Origin of the sequence: Actinophytocola sp., from assembly GCF_035634895.1 — a bacterium.
Lineage (GTDB): Bacteria > Actinomycetota > Actinomycetes > Mycobacteriales > Pseudonocardiaceae > Actinophytocola.
On record NZ_DASQCC010000055.1, the window covers coordinates 1 to 19066 of the forward strand.

Sequence of the window (19066 nt, forward strand, 5' to 3'; positions counted from 1 at the left end):
CCGTCGTTGGTGCTGAAGGGCGGCTTCATCGCGTGGGCCGCGATGGGTGACGCGAACGCGTCCATCCCGACACCGCAACCGGTGCTGGCCAGGCCGATGTACGGCGCGGCGCCGAGGGTGGCGGCCGCGTCCAGCCTGCACTTCGTCGCGCCGTCGGCCGTTGACCTGGACCTGGGCACCTGGACTCCGCTGGCGGCCCTGTCCGACACCCGGGCGGTCACGAAGGCGGACATGGTGAACAACGCGGAGCTGCCGGACGTGACCGTGGACCCGGACAGCTTCGCCGTGCACGTCGACGGCGAGCTGGTCGAACCGGCGCCGGTGACGGAGCTGCCGATGGCCCAACGTTACTTCCTGGTCTGATGAACGTGATGGCACTGCTGCTGGCCGACTCCCGCTTCCCGGGCGGCGGCCACGCGCACTCGGGCGGCCTGGAGGAGGCCGCGGCGAGAGGCCTGGTACGCACGGAGGACGACCTGCCGGCGTTCCTCCGGCACCGCCTGCGGACGGCGGGCACCCTGGCGGCGGTCTTCGCGGCGGCGTCGGCCCACCTCGCGGGGCAGGGCTTCACCGAATGGTCCACAGTGGACGACGAGCTGGACGCCCGCACGCCGTCCGCGGCGCAACGCGCGGCCTCCCGCGCACAGGGAAAGGCCACCGCCCGCGCGGCCGGCCAGATGGCAACCTGCCCTGCGCAAGTCCTGCTGGGCATCGGCCGCCGGCCGCACCACGCCGTCATCCTCGGCATCCTCGCGGGGGCGCCCGCCGATGCCGCGCTTGCCGCCGCCTACCTCGCCATCTCCGGGCCCGCGAGTGCCGCCGTCCGGCTGCTCGGGCTGGACCCCCTGCGGGTCAACGCCATCGTCGCCGCCCTCGGTGACGAGGTCACGGCGGTCGCCGCGGCGGCCACGGCCACCGCGCACCTCGACCCCGCCGACCTGCCCGCGCCCTCCTCGCCGGGGCTCGACCTCCTGGCCGAGGAGCACGACCGCCACCACCGGGAAGAGGTGCGTCTCTTTGTCAGCTGACCACAACCACGAGCCGGACCACGTCCACCCGATCAACTTCGACCCCACCGTGCCGGACCCGGACCCGCACCCCGGCCTGCCCGGCGGCGACCGCCCGCTGCGGATCGGGATCGGCGGGCCGGTCGGCAGCGGCAAGACCGCGCTCGTTGCCGCGTTGTGCCGGGCGCTCGGCCAGGAGGTCGAGCTCGCCGTGGTCACCAACGACATCTACACGACCGAGGACGCCGACTTCCTCCGCAGGGCCGGCGTCCTCGACCCGGCCCGCATCGAGGCCGTCCAGACCGGGTGCTGCCCGCACACCGCCATCCGCGACGACATCACCGCCAACCTCGACGCCGTCGACACCCTCGCCGAGCGGTTTCCCGCGCTGCGCCTGGTGATCATCGAGAGTGGCGGCGACAACCTGACCGCCGTGTTCAGCCGCGGCCTGGTCGACCGGCAGATCTTCGTGGTGGACGTGGCGGGCGGGGACAAGGTGCCGCGCAAGGGCGGCCCCGGCGTCACGACCGCCGACCTGCTCGTCATCAACAAGACCGACCTGGCCCCGCAGGTCGGCGCCGACCTGACCGTGATGGCCGGCGACGCGCACCGGGTCCGTGGCGGCCTGCCCGTCGTCCAACAGTCCCTCGTGGACACTCCGGACGCGCCAGAGGTGGCCGACTGGGTGCGGAAACTGATGGTGTGAAGGCACATGCGCACCTGACCGTCGAGTTGGACGCGGCCGGCCGTTCCGTGGTCCGCACGCTGCGCTCGGCCGCACCGCTGACCCTGGTCCCCGTCCGCGGCGAGCCGGTCGTGCACCTGGTCGGCTCCGCCGCGAGCCCGCTCGGCGGCGACGAGCTGACGCTGACCGTGCGCGTCGGCCCCGGCGCGTGCCTGACCCTGGCCGGCATCGCGGCCACCGTCGCACTTCCCGGTCCACACGGGGAGGAGAGCCACACGACCGTCCACATCGAACTGGGCGAGGAGGCGACCGTCGCCTACCTGCCGGAACCCACGGTGATCACCCGGCGGGCCCGGCACGAGTCGCTCCTCACCGTCACGCTGGCCGAGGGCGCCCGGCTCCACATGCGCGAGACCGTGGTGCTGGGCCGGGCCGGTGAGGCCGGCGGCGACCTGACGACCGCACTGCACGTCACCCGTGCCGGCCGGCCGGTGCTCCGGCAGAGCCTGGCGGTCACCAGGGAGCTGCTGATGGGCCGGCGTGTCGTCGCCACGGCACTGTGCACGAACGACATGAGCGAGACGGCGAGCGGTGAGTGGTGGTCGCGAACCCGCCTCGCCGCGGGCGGCACGCTCACGACCGCCCTGGCGGACGACGCGGTGACGGCGGCACGCCGGCTCGGCGCTACCTGTCGGCAGGGGACGTGTAGCACCCTCCCACGGTCATGACCGAAAGTGATCAGAGCATTCCCGAACGTGCCCGGCGGACACGGTAAGTCATCGTTGCAGGTCACGGTTGTCGAACTGTGGACGAAAGTGGATTTTCGGGCCTTTGTTTTCAGATGGTGATCACGGGCCGGGGTCCCTTGCACCGCTGGAACCTATGGGGTGTAGAACGGTCCGCCTGAGGATGGTCAACTGGGTGGCGGTCACCACGGGGAGGATTCCGCTGACCATGTCAGACCACTTACCACTGCACTGGTAATTACCAATTTCAGAATAACTGGACCTGTTTTCACAAGGGCCAAGGAGAGGTTCGATGGCTCAGGGCGCGGGTGCGCACAGCCGGATGTACCGAGGGGTGGACACCGAGCAGCGTCGTGCCGAGCGGCGGGAGCGACTCCTCGAGGCCGCGCTGGACGAGTTCACCACCCGCGGTTATCACAAGACCAAGATCGCCGATCTGTGTGCCAAGGCCGGTGTTTCCACCAGGAATTTCTACGAGAAGTTCGCGAGCAAGGAAGCGCTGCTCCTGGAACTGCACTCGCACATCAACACCGTCGCGATGAAGCGCGTGCTTCCGGTGCTCGACTCGCTCGCTGATGCGGATGCACTAACGCGAATCACCAGATTGGTAGACGCTTTCGTCGAAGCTGTCACCTCCGATCCCCGTTTCCCGCGACTCAACTACGTCGAGGCGCCCGGGATAAGCCAGGCGATGGAGCGCCAGCACCTGACCTGGTACGCGCGCTACGTCGACTTCATCACCGCCGAATGCGACCGCGCGGCCGCCACGGGCCTGGCGCCGGCGCGGGACTACCGGCTGACCGCCATCGCGCTCGTCGGGGCGATCACGGGGCTCGTGCGCGAGTGGCAGGCGACCGAGCCGCCGGTGCCGGTGGCGGACGTGGCGACCGAGATCAGGGAGATCTGCATCGCGGCGATCACCCGACCGGGCTAACGTCCTGCGAACAGGCTGTTTCCAGATCGATTCAAGTGTGGGTCATCACCCGCTGCGCGGTTTCCTTCGGGCCGGTTCCACCCGTACTGTCGAAACGTGAGGTAGTCCCTACGCGTCGAGGAGACCAAGGATGGCGGACGCCGACATTGCCACGCCCGACATCGCGCTCGCGCTGCCGACCATGCGGGTGTCCTACGAAGAGGGGATGCTGAGCGAGAGCGAGCTGGCCGGCACCTGGCACGAGCAGCTCCAGAAGTGGCTGGACGACGCCATCCGGGCGGGCGCCCCCGAGCCGAACGCCATGGTCCTGGCCACCGCGAACGCGGACGGCATCCCGGCGTCGCGCACCGTGCTCATGAAGGGGCTCGACGAGCGTGGCGTGGTGTTCTTCACCAACTACACCTCGGCCAAGAGCCACGACCTGATGTCGACGCGTTTCGCCTCGGCGACCTTCCCCTGGTACACGCTGCACCGCCAGGCCACGGTCCGCGGCACGGTCGAGAAGGTCAGCCCCGCCGAGACCAAGACGTACTGGTCGTCCCGCCCCCGCGGCTCGCAGCTCGGCGCGTGGGCCTCCCCGCAGTCGGCCGTCGTGCGGGACCGGACCGTGCTGGAGAACGCGCTCGCGAACGTCCAGCGCCGCTTCGCCGACGCCGACGAGGTACCGGTGCCGCCGCACTGGGGCGGCTGGCGCATCCGGCCCGAGGTCGTCGAGTTCTGGCAGGGCCGCATGGACCGCATGCACGACCGGCTCCGCTTCCACCTCGGCCGCGACGGCTGGAAGGTCGAGCGCGTCGGCCCCTGACCTGGTCACCCACCGCGAGGGTGCCCCTCGGGACGTTCACCGTCCTGACGGGCACCCTCGCCGTAGGTGGGGCGAAAGTCACGCGACGCCAGGTCGTTAGCGGGCCTAAGCTCTTTGCGTGGGGGTTTCCGCAGCTAAGTCCACTCGCCGGGTCAGGGTCGCGATCGACACCCGGCCATTGCGGATACCCACCTACCGCCGGCTCTGGATCTCCACCGCGATCACCGCGGTCGGGTCGCAGCTCACCACCGTCGCGGTGCCCAAGCAGGTCTTCGACCTCACCGGGTCGTCCGGGTTCGTCGGCCTCGCCGGCGCGTTCGGGCTCGTCCCGCTGCTGATCTTCGGGCTCTGGGGGGCGCCCTGGCCGACGCCTTCGACCGGCGCACGGTCATCCTCGTCACCAACGTCGGGGTGGCGGCGACGAGCGTGCTGTTCTGGCTGTTCGCCGTGGTCGGGGCGAACGTCTGGGTCGTGCTCAGCGTGTTCGCCGTCCAGCAGGCGTTCGTCGCGGTCAACATGCCGACCCGCACCGCGGCGGTCGCCCGGCTCGTGCCCGTCGAGCTGATCGCGCCGGCCAGCGCGCTGTCGGCCACGGTCGGGTCGTTCGGCATGGTCTTCGGGCCGCTGCTCGCCGGCGCGCTCATGCCGCTCGCCGGCCTGCCCGTCCTGTACCTCACCGACTCCGTCGCGCTCGTGCTCGCGACCCTGCTCCTCGCCGGGCTGCCCAAGCTGAGCCCGCTCGACGGGGTCCGGCGAAGGGCCGGCATCAAGGACATCGCGGCGGGCTTCCGGTACATCGCCGCGAAGAACGTTCTGTTGGCAAGTTTCCTGCTCGACATCATCGCCATGGTCGCCGGCATGCCGCGTGCCCTCTTCCCCGAGATGGCGGAGCGCACCTTCGGCGACCCGCACGGCGGTGGCCTCGCGCTCGGCTGGCTCTACGCGGCCATCCCGATCGGCGCCCTGATCTTCGGCCTGCTGTCCGGCTGGCTCTCGCACATCAGCCGGCACGGCGTCGGCGTCACCGTCGCGGTCGTCGCGTGGGGCCTGGCCATCGTGGGCTTCGGGCTCGCCCAGCACCTGTGGCTCGCCGTCATGTTCCTGGTCATGGCGGGTGCCGCGGACCTGGTCAGCATGATCTACCGCAGCGCGATCCTCCAGACCGCCACCACCGACGAGATGCGCGGCCGCATGCAGGGCGTCTTCACCGTCGTCGTGGCGGGCGGGCCGCGCATCGCCGACCTCGCGCACGGCTGGGCGGCGGCCGGCGTCGGCACCGCGACGGCGGCCACCGGCGGCGGCGTGCTCGTCGTGATCTTCGCCGTGGTCGCCGTGGTCTGCCTGCCGGCGTTCTGGCGTTACCGGGCCACCACCGGATAGTTGGGGAACCCGTAACGACTTGATCTGGTCATACCCACCCAGATCGGGCATATTCAGGTGATGGTGACCGAGAACACAGCCTTCATCGAGGACAAGACCGAGCTGAACCGGGTGATGGGCCCGAAGCTGCTCTACTTCTTCGTCATCGGGGACGTACTGGGCACCGGGATCTACGCGCTGACCGGCAGTGTCGCCGGCAAGGTCGGCGGCGCGCTCTGGCTGCCGTTCATCGTCGCGTTCGTGGTGGCGTTCCTGACCGCGTTCAGCTATCTCGAGCTGGTCGGCAGGTACCCGAGAGCCGCGGGCGCCGCCCTGTACACCAACCGCGCGTTCCGCAAGCCGTTCCTCACCTTCCTGGTCGCGTTCGCGGTGATGTGCTCCGGCATCACCTCGGCGTCGGCCGCCGCACGCGCGTTCGCCGGCACCTACCTGCCCGCCGCGTTCGACATCGAGCTGTCCGAGCCGGTCATCGTGGGTGTCGCGGTGCTGTTCGTCGCGCTGCTGGCCGCCGTCAACCTCATCGGCGTGTCCCAGTCGGTGAAGGCCAACGTGGTCCTGACCTGCATCGAGGTGTCCGGCCTCGCGATCATCATCGGCGTCGGCATCTTCGCGGTCGCGAGCGGTGACGGCGAGCCGGGCCGCCTCGTCGAGATCAACACGGCCGACACCAACTGGCTGCTCGCGATCACCGCGGCCAGCTCGCTCGCGTTCTTCGCCATGGTCGGCTTCGAGGACTCGGTCAACATGGCCGAGGAGTGCCGCGACCCGCAGCGGATCTTCCCGAAGGCGCTGCTGTCCGGCCTCGCCACCGCCGCGGTCATCTATGTGCTGGTCGCGGTCACGTCGTCGCTGCTCATCGCCGCCAACGACCTCGCGGCGGCCGAGTCCGGCGCGCTGCTCGAGGTGATCGGCGTCGGCGCCCCGAACTTCCCGATCTGGATCTTCGAGTGGATCGGCCTGTTCGCGGTCATCAACTCCGCGCTGATCAACATGCTGATGGCGAGCCGCCTGCTCTACGGGATGGCGAACGAGCGGATCCTGCCGAAGGTCTTCGGCGCCGTGCACCCGCTCCGCCGCACGCCGTGGGTGTCGATCCTGGCCACCAGCCTCATCGCCGTGGCGCTGCTGGCCGGCACCGCCGGCACCAAGGCGGTCACCACGCTCGGCGGCACGACCGCGCTCCTGCTGCTGTGCGTGTTCACCGTGGTGAACGTCGCCCTGCTGGTGCTGCGCAAGGAGAAGGTCGCGCACCGCCACTTCCGCGCGCCGGGGTGGACGCCGATCGTCGGCGCCGTGCTGTGCGCGTACCTCGCGGTCCCGTGGCTGTCCGGCCGGCCGGCGAGCGACTACTGGGTCGGGCTGGTCCTCATCGGGGTCGGCGTCCTGCTGTGGTTCGTCAACCGGGCGGTCATGCGGTCGCGTGGCGAACAGGTGAAGGAACGGGCGCAGGAGCACTGACCCCCGTAGGCTTTCCGCTCATGACAGGAAAGCAGCTGGAGATCACGCACGGCTCCGCGAAGGCGGTCGTCGACACCGTCGGCGCGGGGCTGCGCGCGTTCGAGGTCGGCGGGGTGCCCTACGCCGAAACTTACGGCGACGAGCCGCAGATCGGGGCCGGTGCGGTGCTTGTGCCGTGGCCCAACCGGGTGGCCGGTGCCAAGTGGACGCAGAACGGCGAGACGCACACCCTCGAGGCGACGGAAGCCGTGCGGGGCAACGCGATCCACGGCCTGGTGCGGCACGCGTCGTGGTCCGTGGCGTCGCATGAGGACGGTGCGGTCACGCTGGAGGTGCGGGTCGCCGGCGCGCCGGGCTGGCCGTTTCCCTTTCGCACTGGGATCTCCTACATTTTGTCCGACACCGGCCTGACCGTCGAGCACACCGTCGACAACCTCGGCGAGCGGACGATGCCGTTCGGCGTCGGCACGCACCCCTACCCGCGGCCGGGCAACGTGGACGTCGACGACTGCGTGCTCACGCTCGCCGCCCACACGGTCCTGCCGGTCGACCTGGACACCATGATTCCCAACGGTTCGCCGATCGACGTGGTCGGTACCGAGTACGACTTCGGCGAGGGCCGGCCGCTGCGGGGCATCGAGCTGGACACCGCGTTCGGCGGCTGTGTGCCCGGCGCGGACGGGCTGGTGCGGCACTCGGTCCGCTCCGGCGCGACCGGCGTCGAGGTCTGGGCGGAGCCGGTGTTCGGCTGGGTGCAGGTGTTCACGCCGGACGAGTACCCCGGCAAGGGCGCCCGAGCGGTGGCCGTCGAGCCGATGACGTGCCCGCCCGACGCGCTGAACTCCGGGGTGGACCTGCTGTGGCTGCGGCCGGGTGAGACCTGGGCGGGTCGCTGGGGTATCACCCCACTGGGCGCGTAGGTTCTGCTGTCGTGAGCATCGCGATTACAGGTGGATACGTCGTGCCCGTCGATGGCGAGCCCATCGAGGGTGGCACGGTCCTGGTGGACGACGGCGTGATCGTCGCGGTCGGGGCCGAAGCCGATGTGGACGTGCCGGAGGAAGCGGAGATCGTGGACGCGTCCGGCACGTGGGTGCTGCCGGGTTTCGTCGAGGCGCACGGGCATCTGGGCGTCTACGAGGAAGGCGACGGCTGGGCGGGCGTCGACGTCAACGAGATGACCGACCCGAACGGCGCGCGGCTGCGTGCCCTCGACGGCATCAACCCCGATGACGAGGGTTTCCGCGACGCGCTGGCCGGCGGGGTGACGACCGTGGTCGTCAAGCCGGGGTCGGGCAACCCGATCGGCGGCCAGACCGTGGCCGTGAAGTCGTGGGGCAAGACGGCCGACGACATGCTGGTGCGCCAGCCGGTGAGCGTGAAGAGCGCGCTGGGCGAGAACCCGAAGCGGGTGTACGGGGAGAAGGACAAGCTCCCGTCGACCCGGCTCGGCGTGGCGGCCGTGATCCGCGACGCGCTGACCAGGGCCCAGGACTACCGCACCGCGCGGGAGCACGCGAACCGGGAGAACAAGCCGTTCGAGCGCAACAACACGAACGAGGTGCTGGTCCGCGTGCTCGACGGCGAGCTGCCGTGGTGCCAGCACTGCCACCGGGCCGACGACATCGCGACCGCCATCCGGCTGTCCGAGGAGTTCGGCTACAAGCTGATCGTCAACCACGGGACCGAGGGTCACCTGATCGCGGACGTGCTGGCGGACAAGGGCATCCCGGTGATCATCGGCCCGCTGATCGTCGGGCGGTCGAAGGTGGAGGTGCGCAGGCGCTCGCTGCGCAACCCCGGCATCCTGGCCCGCGCCGGCGTGGAGATCGCGCTGACCACCGACCACCCGGTGGTGCCGATCGACTTCCTGGTCCACCAGGCGACCTTCGCCGTGAAGGAAGGCCTGGACTCCGACACGGCCCTACGGTCGATCACGGTCAACCCGGCCCGGATCATGGGCCTGGACGACCGGGTCGGTGCCCTGAAACCCGGCCTCGACGCCGACATCGTCCTGTGGTCCGGCGACCCCCTCGACGTAATGAGCCGCGCAGTCCGCGTCTTCGTCAACGGCCAGCCCGTCTACCACTTCGACGAGCCCACAAACCAAGGCATGACAAGAAGCCCCTTCTACAAGGACCACCAATAACCCCGCGAGTCCCGCGTTCGGACAGTGCGAGTTGCGGGTTCGTGCACACGTGTCTGCACGAAACCGCAGTTCGGTGTGTGAACGCGGGACTCGGTGTGTTTGGACGCGGGACTCGCTATGGGTGAACGCGGGACTCGCGGGTGGGTGGGGTGAAGGCGGTGACGAACCTGGTGAGGAGGCGGGCGAAGTCGGCCTGCTCGTGCGCGGGCCAGTCCTCGATGGCCGCGCTGATCGTTCGCTGGCGGAAGGCGTGGATCTCGGTGGACACGCGCCGGCCCTCGTCGGTGCGTACCAGTAGTGCCCGCCGGCCGTCCTTCTGGTCGGCCTCCCGGCGGACGAGTCCGGCCTCGACGGCGGCGGCGACGAGTTTGCTGGCGCGGGGCTGGTCGACGTCGAGAGCGGCGGCGACGCTGGTGACGGTGGCGGGTTCGCCTGCCTCCTCGGCCTCTTCGACGACGTCGAGGACCTCGGTACCGGTGGTGCTGGCGCCGGCCCGTCGCGCGAGGGCACGCCGCGTCTGACTGCGGCGAATGGCAACCATGGCCCGCTCCACGGCCGCGACATCCCGCTCGGCGGTTGCGAGGTCGTGGTTCATGGCTGCGGCATCGCGTTCCACGGTTGCGATGTCCTCGGCTGCGGCTTCCCGTTCCACGCGGTGCAGTCTATAGCCTCTGTCATGTACATGTGATATGACATGTGTATGCAAACTGGCATTGAATGGCCGATCGGCTACTGGCTCAAGCATCTTGATCGGCTGATCGACGGTGCGATGGATCGGGCCTTCGGGGCGGAGGGGGTGACGAGGAGGCACTGGCAGGTGCTGAACATCCTGCGGGAGGCACCGCGGGACGCGGCCGGCCTTCGGGACGCGCTGCGCCCGTTCTGGACCGAAGGCGTCAGCACGCAGGACGAACGCGTCAGCACGCTGGACGAGGTCACCGGGGACATGGCCCGCCGCGGCTGGCTCGCCGGGAGCTACGCGCTCACCCCGGCCGGCGAGGCCGCACATGCCGCGGTCCAGCGGAAGGTCCACGGCATCCGGGCCACGTTCCTCACCGGCCTGGCCGACGACGATTACCACCGCACGGTGCGCACCCTGCGGCACATGGCGGAGAACCTGGAGTCAGGCCCTGCGTAACTCCCTGGCGATGACCATTCGCTGGATCTGGTTCGTGCCCTCGAAGATCTGGGCGACCTTCGCCTCGCGCAGGTAGCGCTCCACCGGGAAGTCGCGCGTGTAGCCCGCGCCGCCGAGGACCTGGACCGCGTCCGTCGTGACCTTCATCGCCGCGTCGGTCGCCACCAGCTTCGCGATCGACGCGTGCCGGGTGAACGGTAGGCCGCGGTCGCGCCGCCGGGCTGCCTCCAGGTACGTCGCGCGGGCGGACTCCACTGCCGCGGCCATGTCCGCCAGCATGAACTCCACCCCCTGGAACTCGATGATCGGCCGCCCGAACTGGACGCGGCCCCGCGCGTAGGTGACGGCCTCGTCCAGTGCCGCCTGCGCCAGCCCCACCGCGCACGCCGCGATCCCGAGCCGCCCCGAGCTCAGCGACGACAGTGCGATGCGCAGGCCGTCACCCTCGGCGCCCAGCAGCCGGTCGGCGGGCACCGTCGCGTCGTCGAAGACCAGCTGGGAGGTCGTCGAGCCCGTCAGGCCCATCTTGCGTTCCGGCGCCCCGGCCGACAGGCCCGGCGTCGAACCGTCGACCAGCAGGCACGAGACACCCCGGCCGCCGTCGGGCGACGTGCGGACCATCGTCGTGTAGAAATCGGCCTCGCCGCCGTGGGTTATCCACGCCTTCACGCCGTTGACCACATACTTGTCTCCTGTGAGGACCGCACGACAGCTCAGCGCCGCGGCGTCGGAACCCGCCTGGGACTCCGACAGCGCGTACGCGCCCAACAGCTCGCCGCCCAGCATGTCGGGGAGCCAGCGCGCACGCTGCTCGTCCGTGCCCTCCGTGGCCAGCGCGAAGCACGACATCACGTGCACCGACATCCCCACGCCGACCGACATCCACGCGGTCGCGATCTCCTCGAGCACCTGCAGGTACACCTCGTACGGCAGCGCGCCGCCGCCCCACTGCTCCGCGTACGGCAACCCGAGGAGCCCGCTGCGCCCCAGCAGCCGGAACTGCTCCCGGGGGAACCGGTGCTCCTCCTCGTACTCCGACGCGACCGGCGCGAGCTCGTCCCGGGCGATCTCCCTGGCCAGCTTGACGAGGTCCTCAGCCTCCGTGCTCGGCAGCAAACGTTCGGCAGCCATGCCGTTCCCTCCGCAAGACCTTTTGAGTCCGACGACAAACAGTATGACTTCCTACTGTTGGGTAGGAGAGGAAACCAAATGATCCTTGTCGGCGGCGAGGCCCTCGTCGATCTCGTGCCAGCGGCACAGGCGCGTCCTGGCGAGCTGGGCCAGCTTCGTCCACTGCCCGGCGGCGGGCCGTACAACGTCGCGATCGCGGTCGGGCGGCTCGACGCGCCGGTCCGTTTCCTGTCGCGCCTGTCGACGGATGCCTTCGGGGACGCGCTGCTCGACCGGCTGAGACTGTCCGGTGTGGACACGACCATGGTCCAACGTGGACCCGAGCCGACCACCCTCGCGATCGCGGGCATCGGGCCCGACGGCTCGGCCCGCTACTCGTTCTACGTCCAGGGCACGGCCGACCGTGAGGTACGTCACCCCGGCCCGCTGCCCGGCGACGTCGAGATCGTCTCGCTCGGCACGCTCTCGCTGGCGCTCGAACCCGGCGCCACCCACTACGAGCAGCTCCTCCGCGACCACGCGGCCAACGGCCGGCTCACGGTCCTCGACCCCAACATCCGCACCGCCCTCGTGACGCCTGCCTACCGCGACCGGTTCGCGACCTGGCTGCCGGACATCGGCCTGCTGAAGCTGTCCATCGAGGACGCGGCGTGGCTCGCCGACGGCGACCCGCACGAGGCGGTCAGGGGCTGGCTGGCGAAGGGCCCGGCCGCCGTCGTGCTGACCAGGGGAGCCGACGGGATCCTCGTGCGCACCGCGGCCGGCGATGAAGTGGCCGTGCCCGTTCCGGCCACGCCGCCCACAACGGTGGTCGACACCATCGGCGCGGGTGACACCGTGCACGGAGCGTTGCTGTGCTGGCTGCACAACTCCGGCATCTCGACACCGGACGCGCTACGCGAGGTGAACGCGGAGGAGTGGCGGAAAGCACTCGACTTCGCGGTGCGAGCGGCCGCGGTCACCGTCTCGCGGGCGGGCGCCGAGCCGCCTTACGCTGCTGAACTGGGCGTTGCGCCGTAAAGTGCGGTGGCCCACACCCTTTGCCCTTACCGCCCAAGCGTCGCGCGCACTAGCGTTAAGAACACAAGACGATTTTGTTGAGAGGGACCACGCATGCCTGACGGGCAGAACAACAACGGCGCGACGGAATCCGTCGCCCTGCGCTATCCAGGCGGCGACTACGAGATGACCGTCGCCCACGCCTCGGAGGGCTCTGACGGTATCAACGTCAGCAAGCTGCTTTCGACCACCGGGCTCGTCACGCTCGACCCCGGGTTCGTCAACACCGCGTCGTGTTCGTCGGCGATCTGCTACATCGACGGCGACAACGGCATCCTGCGCTACCGCGGTTACCCGATCGAGCAACTGGCGGAGAAGGCCACCTTCATCGAGGTGAGCTACCTGCTGATCTACGGCGAGCTGCCGACCCGGGCGGAACTGGACGACTTCACCTCGAAGATCAGCCGGCACACCCTGCTGCACGAGGACCTGAAGCGCTTCTTCGACGGCTTCCCGCGCGACGCGCACCCCATGCCGGTGCTGTCCTCCGCGGTCTCCGCGCTGTCGACCTTCTACCAGGACAGCCAGCGGCCGTTCGACCCGGAACAGGTCGAGATCTCGACGATCAGGTTACTGGCCAAGCTGCCGACGATCGCCGCGTACGCCTACAAGAAGTCGGTGGGCCAGCCGTTCCTGTACCCGGACAACTCGCTCGGGCTGGTGGAGAACTTCCTGCGCATGACGTTCGGCTTCCCGGCCGAGCCGTACGAGGTCGACCCCGACCTCGCCCGCGCGCTGGACCTGCTGTTCATCCTGCACGCCGACCACGAGCAGAACTGCTCCACGTCGACGGTCCGGCTCGTCGGCTCGTCCGAGGCCAACCTGTTCGCCTCGATCTCGGCCGGCATCAACGCGTTGTTCGGCCCGCTGCACGGCGGCGCGAACAGCGCGGTGCTGGAGATGCTGGAGAAGATCCGCGACGACGGCGGTGACATCGACAGTTTCGTGAAGCGGGTCAAGAACAAGGAGAAGGGCGTCAAGCTGATGGGCTTCGGCCATCGGGTCTACAAGAACTACGACCCGAGGGCCGCGATCATCAAGAAGACGGCCGACGACATCCTGACCCGGCTCGGCGGCGACGACAGCCTCCTGGACCTCGCGAAGGAGCTGGAGGAGCGGGCGCTGGCCGACGAGTACTTCGTCGAGCGCAAGCTCTACCCGAACGTCGACTTCTACACGGGCCTGATCTACCGCGCGATGGGCTTCCCGACGAAGTTCTTCACGGTCCTGTTCGCCCTCGGCCGCCTCCCGGGCTGGATCGCCCACTGGCGCGAGATGATGAACGACCCGGCCACCAAGATCGGGCGCCCGCGCCAGGTCTACACCGGCCACACCGAGCGCGACTACGTCCTGCTCGGCGACCGCTGACCCCTCCTGAAGGACCCCACCGCGGCAGCCAATGCCGCGGTGGGGTCCTTCATGGCGTGCGGCGCAGGGCCTGACGGAGGGTGCTGCGGGAGTCCTTGCGCAGCAGCGAGTTCTGGTAGATCCGGGCGCTGGCACGGCTCAGCGGCACGATCGTCGCCGCCGTGAGGGCCAGGGCAAGGGCCGCCTGCCAGAACGGAACCGCGGCCAGTGCCAGCCGACCCGGCATCAGGATCGGCGAGAACGGCGGGATCAGCGACAGCACGGTCGTCGTCGTGCCGGTCGGATCCCTGGACAGGACCGCGATCCCCAGGACGAACGCCACCACCAGCACGGCCGTGACCGGCATCAGCACCGACTGCACGTCCTCCTGCCGGGACACCAGCGCGCCCACCGCGGCGAACACCATGGCGTACAACAAGAAGCCGAGCACGTACCAGAGCAGGCCCCACGCCAGCGCCGCCACCGCCGCGCCGACCGACGGCAGCACCGACACCGCGGCGCCGACGACCAACCCGACCACGCCGACGGCCGCCAGCTGCACCAGGCCGACGAGTCCCAGGCCGAGCACCTTGCCCGCCAGCAGCTGTCTCGGTCGCACGGCCGCCAGCAGGAACTCCACCACCCGGCTCGACTTCTCCTCCACCACCCCCTGGGCGACCAGTGACCCGTAGAGCAGCAACGCCAGGTACAGCAACGCCACGACCACCAGCGCCATCGGCAGCCGTTCGCTGAGCGAGTTGTCCACAGGGGACAGTGCGTGCACGGTCACGTGTGCCTCGGACACGTTGCGCAGGATGCTGTTCACGTCCAGCCCCGCCGAGTCCTCCAGTGCCGCGAGCTGTCCACGCAGCACCTGCTGGCGCACCAGTCCATTGAGGACACCGCGCAGCTCGTCGTCCAGGCTCTGGTTCACCAGCACGGTCAGCGCGGCCGGCGCACCGCTCACCAGCGCGTCCAGTGACCCGTCGGCGACCTGTGTCCGGCCGGCGGCCAGGTCGGTCACCTCGACCGTGCGCACCGCGCGGCCGACCTGGCGTGCCTCGGACACCAACTGGTCCGACACCGCGATCGCCTGACCGGCGAGGCCGATGGTGTCGCGCCGGTCCCCGTCGAACACCGTGCTCTGCATCAGCACGAAACCGGCCAGCGCGAGGGCGGACACGAGCGTGCCGACGAGGAAGGACCTGGTGCGCAGGCGGTTGTCCACCTCGCGGCGGGCCACCAGCCACATGCCACGGCTCATCGGGAGCCCACCACGTCGCGGAAGACGTCCGCGAGGCCGGGCCGCACCCGGCTGAACTCCCGTACCGGACCGGTGGCCAGCGCCGCGGCCAGCACCGCCTGGTCGTCCGCGCCGTCGGCCAGCGCGAGCCGGAAGAGTCCATCGTGGACGGACAGCACCGTCACGCCGGGCAGTCCCGCCGCCCAGTCCACCGGCGCCTCCGGTGCGGACACCGCGAGCTCCACCCGTGCCCGCAGGTCCTCGACCGCGCCCTCCGCCACCATTCGTCCATTGTGGAGCACACCGGCACGGTCGCACAGCCGCTCCACCACCGCCAGCTCGTCGGTCGCCAGCAGCACGGCCGAACCGGCGGCCGCCCGCTCCCGCACCAGCGCCGCCAGCACCTCCGCGCTCGCCGCGTCGAGGTCCGCGAACGGCTCGTCCAGCACCAGCACGTCCGGGGTGTTCACGAACGCGGCCGCGAGGCACAGCCGCCGCTGGTCGAGCAGCGACAGCTGCCGCACCCGGTCGGTCCGCCGGCCGCGCAGCCCGAACCGCGCCGCCCAGAGCTCGGCCGCACGCACCGCCTCGTTGGTGTCGGCGCCATGCAGCTCGGCCAGGAACACCAGCTGGTCCAGCACCCGCATTCGCGGGTACAGGCCGCGGGCGGAGGGCAGGTAACCCAGCCGCCCGGTCAGCGAGACCGTGCCGGCGTCCGGCTGGATCAACCCGGCCGCGATGCGCAGCACGGTCGTCTTGCCGCCCCCGGCCAGGCCGAAGACCTCGCCGTACTTGACCGCGAGGTCGATCTCCGCGCACGCCACCACGTCACCGAAGCGTTTGGCGACCCGGTTCAGCTCCAGCAACCCGCGCCTCCCTCGCTTGGTGTCGAACACAAGTATCCAGGGGTTCGCGCGCCGGAAGATTCCGGTGGTTACCTTTGAAAATTCTTCGCCGAAGTACAACCGTCGGCTGTCCGGTACCGCGTAGGTTCTGGCAAGGGTGCAGATGATCCACGAAGGACCATTGGGAGTAACGAGGCATGGACCCGGAGAAGTGGTTCGCGCAGTACGACGAGAAGCTGAAAGAGGCTGCTGCCAGCGCGAACAAGGCTGACCAGGCACTGCGTGAGGTGGGCGGGTCGGCCACCTCACAGGACGGGGAGGTCACCGTGCGGGTGACCGCCAACGGGGGTTTGGCCGACCTGGTGTTGCGTCCCGGCGTGCGCGACCTGGAGCCGGACCACCTCGCGAGGGTCATCCTCGAGACCAGCAAGCAGGCCCAGCGCGACGCCGGCAAGCAGGTCCTGGACGTGATGACGAAGTTCGTCGGCGAGGGCGCGGCGCTCGAGGCCGTCCGGGCGAACCTGCCACAGGGCTACACCGGCGACGACGTCCCGGCCGACCCGACCGCGCGGCGCGGCCCGCGGACGGACGACGACTACTTCGACAGCCCACCAGAGGTAACCAAGGACTACTGAGGGGAAGGGCGGATCCATGGGTGACGGTTTCAACGTCAACGTCGACGAGGTGCGCTCGCACGCCCAGGCCGTCGGCGACATCGCGGCGACGGTGCGGTCCGTCGCGGGCGGCGCGCAGGACTCGGTGTCGGGTGGTGCTTTCGGTCAGAGCGCGGAGTGCTTCGCGTCGGCCGTCACGGGTGCGGCGGACACGGTCCGGCAGTCCATGGGCCACGCGGGCGAGACCGTCGACCAGGTCCGGTCGGGCCTGAACCTGGCCGCCGACGGCTACGAGCGGACCGAGGACCAGCACGTGCGGGTCTTCACCGCCGGGATGACGTCGTTCACCTCGGCGGTGAAGGACGAGCAGCCGACGGACAAGAAGCGATGAGCGACGTGATCGTCGCGTCACACAAGGAGAGTGGCGGAACCCATGGGTGACGGTTTCAACGTGAACATCGACGAGGTGCGTGCACACGCACGGACGGTCGGCGACATCGCGGGGACGGTGCGGTCCGTTGCGAGCGGCGCGCAGGACTCGGTGTCGGGTGGTGCTTTCGGTCAGATCGCGGAGTTCTTCGCGTCGGCCGTCACGGGTGCGGCGGACACGGTCCGGCAGTCCATGGGCCACGCGGGCGAGACCGTCGACCAGGTCCGGTCGGGGCTCGACAAGGCCGCGGACGGGTACCAGACCATCGAGGACCAGCACGTGAGCGTGTTCACCACCGCCCCGTTCGCGGAGGAACACGAAGCACAGGCGGAAGCGGTCGAGCAAGCAGTCATGACCGGGGGTAGGAAATGAGTGACACCATCGTCGCACCGAGCACGACGACCAGCTCGTCGACCAACCAGGTGCAGAACCTGCTGACACACATCAAGAGCACCTCCGACGCCATCGACAAGGGCGACATCCTCGGCTCCGCCATGGGCGTCGCGAACGTCGCGCTCGATGTCATCGGCGTCGCGGGCGACCCGCTCGGCGCGATCAGCTCGGCCGGGGTCGGCTGGGTGCTGAACGCGGTGAAGTTCCTGCGGGAGCCGTTCGACATCCTCATGGGCAACCCGAGCGCGATCACCGGCTCGGCGCAGTCGTGGTCCACCGCGGCGCAGGGCCTGTCGAACACCGCCCAGGTGTACCGCCAGGCGTCGACCACCCAGACCACCAGCTGGACGGGTGCCGCAGGCACCGGCTACCGCACGACGAGCGCCAACCAGGCGGACGGCCTGCAGGCGCTGGCACAGGCGAGCCAGGCGGTCTCGTCCGCGATGAAGACGGCCGGCCAGGCCGTCGCGCAGGCCCGCCAGACGGTGATGAACCTGATCAGCCAGGCCGTGCAGCAGATCATCACGATCTGCATCGAGGCGCTGGCGTCGTCGTGGCTGTCGTTCGGCGCGTCGATCGCCAAGGGCATCGCGCAGTCGGTCCAGAAGGCCGTCACGACCGCCACGAAGACGATGCAGAAGGTCAAGGACGTCGTCGAGAAGCTGCAGAAGATCATCAAGACCGTGCAGCAGATCGTCCAGCTGGTGCAGCAGGTCAAGCAGCTGCTGGCGCAGATCGGCGGCAAGGCGAGCGACCAGCCGGTGCTGACGCCCCAGATCACGCCGGTGTCCTACACCGTGCAGTCGCAGGGCCTCGATCCGAACAACATGGGCGTGTACTCGAGCCCCGGGACGCCGGCCGCGCCCGGTTACCAGTGGCAGCAGGTGCCCATCGCCGGCCAGAACGCGACGCTGGTGGCGCAGGCCCCCGCGACGCCCGCCGCGCCGGGTTACCAGTGGCGGCAGGTCCCCATCGCCGGCGAGAACTCCACGACGGCCGCGCAGTTCAACCCGCAGGCGCAGACCGGTCCGCAGGTACAGGCCGTGCCGCAGTTCAACCCGCAGGCCACGCAGACGAGCCCGCAGTCGACGGTGCAGGCCGGCCCGCAGCTGCAGGCGCCACCGCAGGTCAACCCGAACCAGGCCACGCGGGGCGCCGCCCAGCAGCCGGTGACCGGCGCACAGCCGGTACAGGCGCCGCGGCAGGCCGCGCCGGCGCAGACCGGTGGCCGGGTGTCGCAGAACGGCTGGCCGGTCAACCCGCAACGCAGCGCGCACACCATCCCCGGCACCAACATCCGGGTGACGGTGGCCGACGGCGACGCGGGCGAGGTGCTCATGCACGTGCTCGGCCAGGTGAACTCCCGCGTCGAGGGCGTCGAGCTGAACGGCCCGGCCGGCGAGCACGACGACTGGGGCTACGCCGACCGCAACGTGCGTGGCAGCCACGCCATCTCCAACCACGCCAGCGCCACCGCCGTCGACATCAACGCGACGCGCCACGTGCTCGGCGCCCAGGGCACCTTCACCCCGTCCCAGACCACGGAGATCCACAGCATCCTCGGCGAGGTCGACAACGTGGTCCGCTGGGGCGGCGACTACACCGGCCGCCGCGACGAGATGCACTTCGAGATCATCGGCACCCAGGAAGAAGTGGCCCGCGTAGCAGAACGCCTCCGCCAAGCCCAACAACCCCACTAACC

Annotated in this window: 19 protein-coding genes and 2 pseudogenes; 17 read left to right on the forward strand and 4 right to left on the reverse strand. The window is 70.0% G+C overall.

Annotation, left to right across the window (positions count from 1 at the left end):
* The 10 genes and pseudogenes from ureC to VET29_RS07900 form a co-directional block, all read left to right on the forward strand.
* Window positions 1-363 (forward strand): annotated as a pseudogene (ureC, locus tag VET29_RS07855) (urease subunit alpha); the annotation flags it as partial.
* Window positions 363-1028: an urease accessory protein UreF gene (locus VET29_RS07860; RefSeq protein WP_324916729.1), complete on the forward strand. Its 666-nt coding sequence runs from the start codon at window positions 363-365 to the stop codon at window positions 1026-1028. The pseudogene ureC and the gene VET29_RS07860, both read left to right, overlap by 1 nt.
* A complete protein-coding gene (gene ureG / locus VET29_RS07865; RefSeq protein WP_324916732.1) occupies window positions 1018-1713 on the forward strand; it encodes an urease accessory protein UreG in 696 nt (231 codons plus the stop codon). Before VET29_RS07860 ends, ureG begins: the two co-directional genes overlap by 11 nt.
* Entirely contained in the window at window positions 1710-2420 is a 711-nt protein-coding gene (locus VET29_RS07870) for an urease accessory protein UreD (RefSeq protein WP_324916735.1), read from the forward strand. Before ureG ends, VET29_RS07870 begins: the two co-directional genes overlap by 4 nt.
* Before the next feature lie 310 nt (window positions 2421-2730).
* Window positions 2731-3372, forward strand: a complete 642-nt coding sequence (locus tag VET29_RS07875; protein ID WP_324916738.1) for a TetR/AcrR family transcriptional regulator — start codon at window positions 2731-2733, stop codon at window positions 3370-3372.
* 130 nt (window positions 3373-3502) lie between these two features.
* On the forward strand, window positions 3503-4177 hold the full coding sequence (pdxH, locus tag VET29_RS07880) for a pyridoxamine 5'-phosphate oxidase (RefSeq protein WP_324916741.1): 675 nt from the start codon (window positions 3503-3505) through the stop codon (window positions 4175-4177).
* A 118-nt stretch (window positions 4178-4295) separates the two neighbouring features.
* Window positions 4296-5557 (forward strand): annotated as a pseudogene (locus VET29_RS07885) (MFS transporter).
* Window positions 5558-5617: 60 nt separating this feature from the next.
* Window positions 5618-7015, forward strand: a complete 1398-nt coding sequence (locus VET29_RS07890; RefSeq protein ID WP_324916744.1) for an APC family permease — start codon at window positions 5618-5620, stop codon at window positions 7013-7015.
* A 20-nt stretch (window positions 7016-7035) separates the two neighbouring features.
* Complete coding sequence (locus VET29_RS07895; RefSeq protein WP_324916747.1) at window positions 7036-7935, forward strand: aldose 1-epimerase family protein; 900 nt, start codon at window positions 7036-7038, stop codon at window positions 7933-7935.
* An 11-nt stretch (window positions 7936-7946) separates the two neighbouring features.
* A complete protein-coding gene (locus VET29_RS07900) occupies window positions 7947-9164 on the forward strand; it encodes an amidohydrolase (protein ID WP_324916750.1) in 1218 nt (405 codons plus the stop codon).
* A 115-nt stretch (window positions 9165-9279) separates the two neighbouring features.
* Here the strand turns inward: VET29_RS07900 and VET29_RS07905 are convergent, their stop codons facing one another.
* Window positions 9280-9705: a MarR family winged helix-turn-helix transcriptional regulator gene (locus VET29_RS07905; protein ID WP_324916753.1), complete on the reverse strand. Its 426-nt coding sequence runs from the start codon at window positions 9703-9705 to the stop codon at window positions 9280-9282.
* A gap of 159 nt (window positions 9706-9864) precedes the next feature.
* Here VET29_RS07905 and VET29_RS07910 point away from each other — a divergent pair, with 159 nt between their 5' ends.
* The gene (locus tag VET29_RS07910; protein WP_324916755.1) at window positions 9865-10302 is read left to right on the forward strand and encodes a hypothetical protein; all 438 of its coding nucleotides are present in this window, start codon (window positions 9865-9867) and stop codon (window positions 10300-10302) included.
* Here VET29_RS07910 and VET29_RS07915 read toward each other — a convergent pair.
* A complete protein-coding gene (locus VET29_RS07915; protein ID WP_324916759.1) occupies window positions 10288-11433 on the reverse strand; it encodes an acyl-CoA dehydrogenase family protein in 1146 nt (381 codons plus the stop codon). The genes VET29_RS07910 and VET29_RS07915 overlap by 15 nt on opposite strands.
* Window positions 11434-11511: 78 nt before the next feature.
* On the opposite strand from VET29_RS07915, the gene VET29_RS07920 reads away from it, so the two are divergent.
* Both VET29_RS07920 and VET29_RS07925 read left to right on the forward strand, forming a co-directional pair.
* Entirely contained in the window at window positions 11512-12453 is a 942-nt protein-coding gene (locus VET29_RS07920) for a carbohydrate kinase (protein ID WP_324916763.1), read from the forward strand.
* Between the two features lie 93 nt (window positions 12454-12546).
* Window positions 12547-13860, forward strand: a complete 1314-nt coding sequence (locus VET29_RS07925; RefSeq protein WP_324916766.1) for a citrate synthase — start codon at window positions 12547-12549, stop codon at window positions 13858-13860.
* A gap of 49 nt (window positions 13861-13909) precedes the next feature.
* Here VET29_RS07925 and VET29_RS07930 read toward each other — a convergent pair whose 3' ends face one another.
* Together VET29_RS07930 and VET29_RS07935 are read right to left on the reverse strand one after the other, a co-directional pair.
* Entirely contained in the window at window positions 13910-15103 is a 1194-nt protein-coding gene (locus VET29_RS07930; protein ID WP_324916770.1) for an ABC transporter permease, read from the reverse strand.
* Window positions 15100-15948, reverse strand: a complete 849-nt coding sequence (locus tag VET29_RS07935; RefSeq protein ID WP_324916774.1) for an ABC transporter ATP-binding protein — start codon at window positions 15946-15948, stop codon at window positions 15100-15102. The genes VET29_RS07930 and VET29_RS07935 overlap by 4 nt, the downstream gene beginning before the upstream one ends.
* A gap of 176 nt (window positions 15949-16124) precedes the next feature.
* On the opposite strand from VET29_RS07935, the gene VET29_RS07940 reads away from it, so the two are divergent.
* Genes VET29_RS07940 through VET29_RS07955 form a run of 4 tightly spaced genes read left to right on the forward strand, consistent with a single transcriptional unit; the run spans window position 16125 to window position 19064 of the window.
* A complete protein-coding gene (locus VET29_RS07940) occupies window positions 16125-16562 on the forward strand; it encodes a YbaB/EbfC family nucleoid-associated protein (RefSeq protein WP_324916777.1) in 438 nt (145 codons plus the stop codon).
* A gap of 16 nt (window positions 16563-16578) precedes the next feature.
* Window positions 16579-16932, forward strand: coding sequence for a type VII secretion target (locus VET29_RS07945; RefSeq protein ID WP_324916779.1), 354 nt, complete (start codon window positions 16579-16581; stop codon window positions 16930-16932).
* Between the two features lie 42 nt (window positions 16933-16974).
* Window positions 16975-17343: a type VII secretion target gene (locus VET29_RS07950; protein WP_324916781.1), complete on the forward strand. Its 369-nt coding sequence runs from the start codon at window positions 16975-16977 to the stop codon at window positions 17341-17343.
* Window positions 17340-19064, forward strand: a complete 1725-nt coding sequence (locus tag VET29_RS07955; protein ID WP_324916783.1) for a M15 family metallopeptidase — start codon at window positions 17340-17342, stop codon at window positions 19062-19064. Before VET29_RS07950 ends, VET29_RS07955 begins: the two co-directional genes overlap by 4 nt.
* The last annotated feature ends 2 nt before the right edge of the window (window positions 19065-19066 follow it).

Bases quoted from the DNA above. Each gene is read 5' to 3' on its own strand.
- VET29_RS07930 (WP_324916770.1), bottom strand. From the start codon at position 15,103: ATGAGCCGTGGCATGTGGCTGGTGGCCCGCCGCGAGGTGGACAACCGC.
- VET29_RS07920 (WP_324916763.1), top strand. From the start codon at position 11,512: ATGATCCTTGTCGGCGGCGAGGCCCTCGTCGATCTCGTGCCAGCGGCA.
- VET29_RS07890 (WP_324916744.1), top strand. From the start codon at position 5,618: ATGGTGACCGAGAACACAGCCTTCATCGAGGACAAGACCGAGCTGAAC.
- VET29_RS07895 (WP_324916747.1), top strand. From the start codon at position 7,036: ATGACAGGAAAGCAGCTGGAGATCACGCACGGCTCCGCGAAGGCGGTC.
- VET29_RS07950 (WP_324916781.1), top strand. From the start codon at position 16,975: ATGGGTGACGGTTTCAACGTGAACATCGACGAGGTGCGTGCACACGCA.
- VET29_RS07925 (WP_324916766.1), top strand. From the start codon at position 12,547: ATGCCTGACGGGCAGAACAACAACGGCGCGACGGAATCCGTCGCCCTG.
- VET29_RS07945 (WP_324916779.1), top strand. From the start codon at position 16,579: ATGGGTGACGGTTTCAACGTCAACGTCGACGAGGTGCGCTCGCACGCC.
- pdxH (WP_324916741.1), top strand. From the start codon at position 3,503: ATGGCGGACGCCGACATTGCCACGCCCGACATCGCGCTCGCGCTGCCG.
- VET29_RS07940 (WP_324916777.1), top strand. From the start codon at position 16,125: ATGGACCCGGAGAAGTGGTTCGCGCAGTACGACGAGAAGCTGAAAGAG.
- VET29_RS07875 (WP_324916738.1), top strand. From the start codon at position 2,731: ATGGCTCAGGGCGCGGGTGCGCACAGCCGGATGTACCGAGGGGTGGAC.
- VET29_RS07915 (WP_324916759.1), bottom strand. From the start codon at position 11,433: ATGGCTGCCGAACGTTTGCTGCCGAGCACGGAGGCTGAGGACCTCGTC.
- VET29_RS07905 (WP_324916753.1), bottom strand. From the start codon at position 9,705: ATGGTTGCCATTCGCCGCAGTCAGACGCGGCGTGCCCTCGCGCGACGG.
- VET29_RS07955 (WP_324916783.1), top strand. From the start codon at position 17,340: ATGAGTGACACCATCGTCGCACCGAGCACGACGACCAGCTCGTCGACC.
- VET29_RS07860 (WP_324916729.1), top strand. From the start codon at position 363: ATGAACGTGATGGCACTGCTGCTGGCCGACTCCCGCTTCCCGGGCGGC.
- VET29_RS07910 (WP_324916755.1), top strand. From the start codon at position 9,865: ATGCAAACTGGCATTGAATGGCCGATCGGCTACTGGCTCAAGCATCTT.